Raw genomic sequence first — 5,781 nt, forward strand, 5'->3', positions numbered from 1 at the left:
CTACAAAAACCCCTTGAGGAAGATTTGATAGACAATTTAATGTAGGCTTACCCGACCTTAAAGCAAGACAAGCTATTTTAAAAGTACACGCCAGAAACAAAAAAATTGCTCCAAGTGTTGATTTTTATCAAATAGCAAAACAAACTCCAGGAATTAGTGGCGCTCAACTTGCAGCTGTCCTCAATGAAGCCTCAATTTTAGTTGTAAGAAATCAAAAAGAATTAATTACTAAACAAGAATTAGAAGAAGCAATTGACCGTGTTTTGATGGGTCCTGCCAAAAAATCAATTAAATACAGCGAAGAAGAACGAAAAATGGTAGCTTATCATGAAGCAGGACACGCTATTATAGGACTTAAGTTGGAACATGCCCAAAAGGTGCAAAAGATAACTATTATTCCGCGTGGGAATTCGGGCGGTTATAATCTATATTAACTTTAAAGTTCCCTTCTATGTTTGCTATACATAAAATTTGTATTCAAAAAACCACTTCTGATGGATCAACAACTTCGGGTTATAATTCATTGACAAATATTCAAACACAAGGTATTTGGAAACCTATGACTTTGTTATATTGGGGTGGGGCTGCAGCTCAACAAATATTGGCTAATCAAGGCAAAATTTCAAAAGAACAAATATTTTCTGGCATTGATGATGATTATACAAACGTTATTGAAAAAAAATTGATGGAAAATAATAGTTTTGACCAAGTAGATATTCAAGAATTATACAAACAAGCTTGCACAATTATAGAAAATAATAAAGAACTTTGGGAAAAAATAGCTCAAGAATTATATAATAAAAAAACTTTATATCCAAATGATATAAATAGGATTTTGCTCAATAATAAAGAGTTAGTGGATAAGTTACGTTCATAATTTTTTAACTGTTTCAAAACTTTCTAACTGTTTCATTTATTTAGACAACTTAATATTTTTTAATAATATAAAGACCAACTTTTGAGTTGGTCTTTTTTTTAAAGAGTTTTCTTGCATTTCTAAAAGCCCATTTGCATGTTTATCCCCTCCTACATTCATGTTTTTCTTACTTTGTTTTTCATTTTGCATCTGCTCAATTACCTAAATAGTTTGGTAGCTTAAATATTTATTCTATACTTGGACGAATTATTTTGACGAATTAGCCTTTTCTAAAATATGTTTTTTAATCCATTTAATGCCGCTATATTTTTTTCTTTTGATATAATATTAATATAAAATACATATTATTAGAATAATAATATAATGGATGCAAATTTAATTTATTATTTAAAATACGTAATATATTTGACAGTAAGCTAATTTATTTCAAACAATTTTAACTTTTTCATGTATTAAATTAACTGAAATGCATTATTGAAATGCAAATATGAATTAAATCAAACTGCAAAAAAAATCACAAAAAAAGCCAAAGAAGCAAAAGGAGTTTTTAATGCCAGCCTTATTTCCCAAAAAAATTAAAGTTATTTATGATGGTCTCTTGCAAGGTCAAGTTTATGAAATGGCTCAAAGTCTAGACTTTTCCTTTCAACATATCCAAGATGCCCTTTCCAAATTAACCGATGAAAACGTTTTTTTACTTACTCGCAGTGTGAAATTTGGACAAGTATCTGATGATGCCAAAACTTTTTTAGACAAAAACGCTACCAAAGTAATAGGTGTTGCTGTGTCTGGCAATAAAAATTGGGGCAAAAACTATGGCAAAGCAGGCGACACCATCGCTTCTACTTACAATGTGCCTTTGGTTCTCAAATTCGAAGGTTCGGGCATGCCAGAAGAAAGAGCTTTTTTAAAAAAATGGCTTGCTTGCTATTGTAACGACCAAAAATTACCTTCTTATCAATCCCAAACGCAAGCACAACTTCAAACACTCACCCCAAAAAAAACCGTCTTGCCACCTTGGATTACACTCAACAATCAAATTATTGACGAACAAGGAAACATCAAAGACCTCAATAAAGATAAAGAAGCTTTACAAAGTTTTTTGCAAGAAGGAGTTTTGCCCAAACTAAAACGTTTTGCCACTTTGCAAGAAAAATTAACTTTTTTACAAGAAAACGAATATTATGAAAGTGCTTTTTTGCAAAAATACACCCACTCGCAAATTAAAGAAATCTACCAAATTGCCTACCAAAAAAATTTCACTTTCCCAACTTTTATGGGAGCTTTCAAATTTTACCACGATTACGCCCTTAAAACTCGTGACAAACAACACTATTTAGAAACCTACGAAGACCGCTTGTCAGTAAACGCCCTTTATCATGCCAAAGGTGACTTTGAAATTGCCAAACGCCTCATTGTATCCTTAATCAACCAAGACTTTACTCCTGCAACTCCCACTTTGCTCAACACAGGCAAAAAACATCGTGGCGAATTTGTCTCTTGCTTTTTGTTAGAAGCTGGTGACTCTTTAAACGACATTGCCCGCATTAATGAATTTTCGATGCAACTTTCCAAAATTGGCGGTGGCGTTTCGATTAACATCACTAATTTGCGTGCCAAAGGTGAATCTATCAAAGGCATCAAAGGCGTGTGTAAAGGTGTTGTAGGTGTGTGCAAATTATTAGACCACAGTTTCCGTTATGCTGATCAAATGGGACAACGTACAGGTGCTGGCGCTGTTTATTTGAACGTTTTTCACTCCGATATCATTGATTTTTTAAGTACGAAAAAATTAAGCGCTGACGAGGATGTTCGTGTCAAAACTTTATCTTTGGGCGTTGTAGTTCCTAATAAAATGATTGAACTTGCCCGCAACAACGAAGTTATGTATACCTTTTTCCCGCACACTGTTTTCTTAGAATACGGCAAAAATTTTGCTGACGTCGCAGTTGATATGGACTATTGGTACGATATTTTAGTTGCCAATCCCAAAGTGCAAAAAAAAGCCATTAATCCACGCCAACTCTTAGAACTTATTGCCCACATGCAAGGCGAATCAGGCTATCCTTACTTAATGTTTTGCGACAACACCAATCAAGCAAACACTTCCGATCTGAAAGTCAAGTTTTCTAATTTATGTACTGAAATCCTCCAACCCACTATCACTTCACATTACAAAGATTACCATCAAACCCAACAAGACGAAATTGGTATGGACGTTTCATGCAATCTAGCATCAGGACACATGGGAAACATGATTACTAACAATACCATTCAAGAAACTGTTTTTATGGCGATGGAAGTAATGAACTGTGTTTCTGAAAACACTAACATTAGTTATGTGCCAGCTGTTGCCAAAGCTAATTTTCTTAACCGCAGTGTAGGTTTTGGAATTATGGGTCATCACGGTTTTTTAGCTCAAAATTACATTGCTTTTGGAAGTGAAGAAAACAAAGATTTAATTGATGTTTTTTTCAATGCCGTTAATTTTTACAGCCTTCTTCATTCTTGCAATAAAGCTAAAACCACAGGTAAAAAGTTTTATCGTTTTGAACAATCCAAATACGCTGATGGTAGTTATTTTGACAATCGCGGTGAAATTTTACCCAAAACTGCCAAAATCAAAAAAATGTTCCAAAACATCACCTTGCCCACGCAAAACGATTGGCACCAACTCAAACAAGATGTTATTCAATTTGGGCTCTACAATTCTCATCGCCTCGCAGTGGCTCCAAACGGCTCAATTGGATACATTATGGGAGCAACTCCTTCTTTGACTCCTGTAAAACAATTAGTAGAGGAACGCACCTATGGCAACTCCAAAACTTACTGTCCAATGCCTGCCTTAAAACAAACTTCCTTTATGTACACCACTGCTTATAAAATGAACAAATACGACCTCATTGATGTTATTGCCATTGCCCAAAAGCACGTTGATCAAGGTATTTCGTTTGAACTTGGTATTACATCTGATATTACTACGCGTGAATTACAAAAATACTATCTTTATGCTCATCATAAAAAGATAAAAACCCTTTATTACACACGAACCCAAAAGCTAAAAATTGATGAATGTGAGGCTTGTGGTGTTTAAAAACACCCTATAAAACCGAATAAAAAATAATTAATGGAATAAAACTTTCATTAATACACTATATTTATAAATCTCAGGCACTTTTGATTGCTTCTCGTACTTGGTTTTGTGATTTTGTTTTTGCTAAAATAAGGCTATCAAATGGATAGTCTTTTTTTATTCTTAACAACGATTATTTCTTGCCTCAACCCCTTTTTATATCAAAATAAATACCTTCATTATTTTCCAAAAATATAAATACTAACTTATCAAAATGCAAATCAACCCCAATCAATCCTTCATTATTTTCCAAATTACAATCCCAAATCACAACCCTTTCAATTTTATCCCAATTAATTTATACTGAAAAATTCAAAAACCCTAAAAGAAAAAAGGAGTAAATCAATGAAAACCAAAAATTCCCAACCCCACCCAACTTCTAAAAGCCCTTTTCAAGGAGCTAACTGGAATGTGTTAGAAGACAAATATACCCATTTTTTTTATGAACAAAATTTAAGCCAATTTTGGCGTCCTGAAGATATCAGTTTGCAAGGTGATCTTGCTGCTTGGAGTGAACTTACCTTAGAAGAAAAAACTGCTTATTCCCGCAATCTTTTAGTTCTTACTTTTTTAGATACTTATCAAGGTGATTTGGGTATGCCTGTTATTGCTCGTTCGTTAGAAGAACATGAACACCAAAAAAAAGCTACCCTTAATTTTATGGGAGCTATGGAAAATGCAGTACATGCTAAAAGTTATTCTAATATTTTTATGAGCTATTTAACTAACAAAGAAATTAATCAACTTTTTTTGTGGGGCAACCAGCAAACAAGCCTTCAAACTATGATGCAAGTAATTGTAAAAGTTTATGAGGCTTTGGAAGACCAAATTTATTTGAAAAAACAATCCTCCTTACAATTTAGTGAATTGGAATTTAAAAAAACTCAGTGGCAAGCTATGGCAGTATCGGTTTTTTTAGAAACTTGGTTGTTTTACAGTGGTTTTTACTATTCTTTATATTTTTATGGTCAAGGTAAATTGATGCAATCAGGAGAAATTATTAATTTAATTATTCGTGATGAAAGTATTCATGGTGTTTATGTGGGGCGTCTTGCAACTGAAATTTATCAACTGTTTGATAAGCCTACCCAACAAACTTTAAAAACATGGTTAGATGATTTGATGCAACAACTCTATCAAGCCCAAACTTCCTTAGTTCATGCCATTTATCATAAACTAAATTTAGAAGATGATGTTAATAAATTTGTGCGTTATAATGCCAATAAAGCTTTAATGAATTTGGGATTTGATGCTTTTTTTCCATCCGAAAATGTAAATCCTGTTATCATTAATGGACTTAATACTGAGACTAAAACTATGGATAACTTTTCTATGAAGGGAAACGGTTATCAAAAAATGCGCTCTGAGGCGTTGCAAGATGAAGATTTTTATTTTTAAGACACAATCAACAATAAAAAAAAAGACTAGTTTTTAAACTAGCTTTTTTTGTTTTAAAAAACATTTAGTTTTATCATAATTCCTTTCTTTTTATACTAAAATAAGTATTTTTTTGTTGCAAACTTTCTTTTTAGTGGAAAAATAAAATTAATTCATTGGCGTTTTTTTGGGAAGAAAAAAACATATCAATGAGGGAAAGATTAAAAAGGAGGTTATAAAAAATGTTACAAGAAAATAAAACATGTCCATGTGCTAAAAAAGAAAATAAAACATGCGAATGTAATAAATAATTTGCTGTTTTTTTTGTTTCTTGTGTGTTTTATAATTTTGCAATTTATCATTTCTAACAAAAAATTAATTCATAATTTATTAT

4 protein-coding genes and 1 pseudogene are annotated in these 5,781 nt (G+C 32.3%); 4 read left to right on the forward strand and 1 reads right to left on the reverse strand.

Features of this window, described 5'->3' with window-relative positions:
* Positions 1–17: 17 nt before the first annotated feature.
* A pseudogene (locus OL66_RS04525) lies at positions 18–428 on the forward strand (ATP-dependent zinc metalloprotease FtsH); the annotation flags it as partial.
* 23 nt (positions 429–451) lie between these two features.
* On the forward strand, positions 452–877 hold the full coding sequence (locus OL66_RS00420; protein ID WP_052177921.1) for a hypothetical protein: 426 nt from the start codon (positions 452–454) through the stop codon (positions 875–877).
* A 36-nt stretch (positions 878–913) separates the two neighbouring features.
* Here OL66_RS00420 and OL66_RS03810 read toward each other — a convergent pair whose 3' ends face one another.
* Positions 914–1,066: a hypothetical protein gene (locus OL66_RS03810; protein WP_156956336.1), complete on the reverse strand. Its 153-nt coding sequence runs from the start codon at positions 1,064–1,066 to the stop codon at positions 914–916.
* 361 nt (positions 1,067–1,427) lie between these two features.
* On the opposite strand from OL66_RS03810, the gene nrdE reads away from it, so the two are divergent.
* Both nrdE and nrdF read left to right on the forward strand, forming a co-directional pair.
* Entirely contained in the window at positions 1,428–3,971 is a 2,544-nt protein-coding gene (gene nrdE / locus OL66_RS00425) for a class 1b ribonucleoside-diphosphate reductase subunit alpha (RefSeq protein WP_034172029.1), read from the forward strand.
* A gap of 384 nt (positions 3,972–4,355) precedes the next feature.
* Positions 4,356–5,408, forward strand: a complete 1,053-nt coding sequence (nrdF, locus tag OL66_RS00430; protein WP_011160430.1) for a class 1b ribonucleoside-diphosphate reductase subunit beta — start codon at positions 4,356–4,358, stop codon at positions 5,406–5,408.
* Positions 5,409–5,781 lie beyond the last annotated feature (373 nt).

This window comes from Chrysanthemum yellows phytoplasma (assembly GCF_000803325.1).
Classification (GTDB): Bacteria; Bacillota_I; Bacilli_A; order Acholeplasmatales; family Acholeplasmataceae; genus Phytoplasma; species Phytoplasma asteris.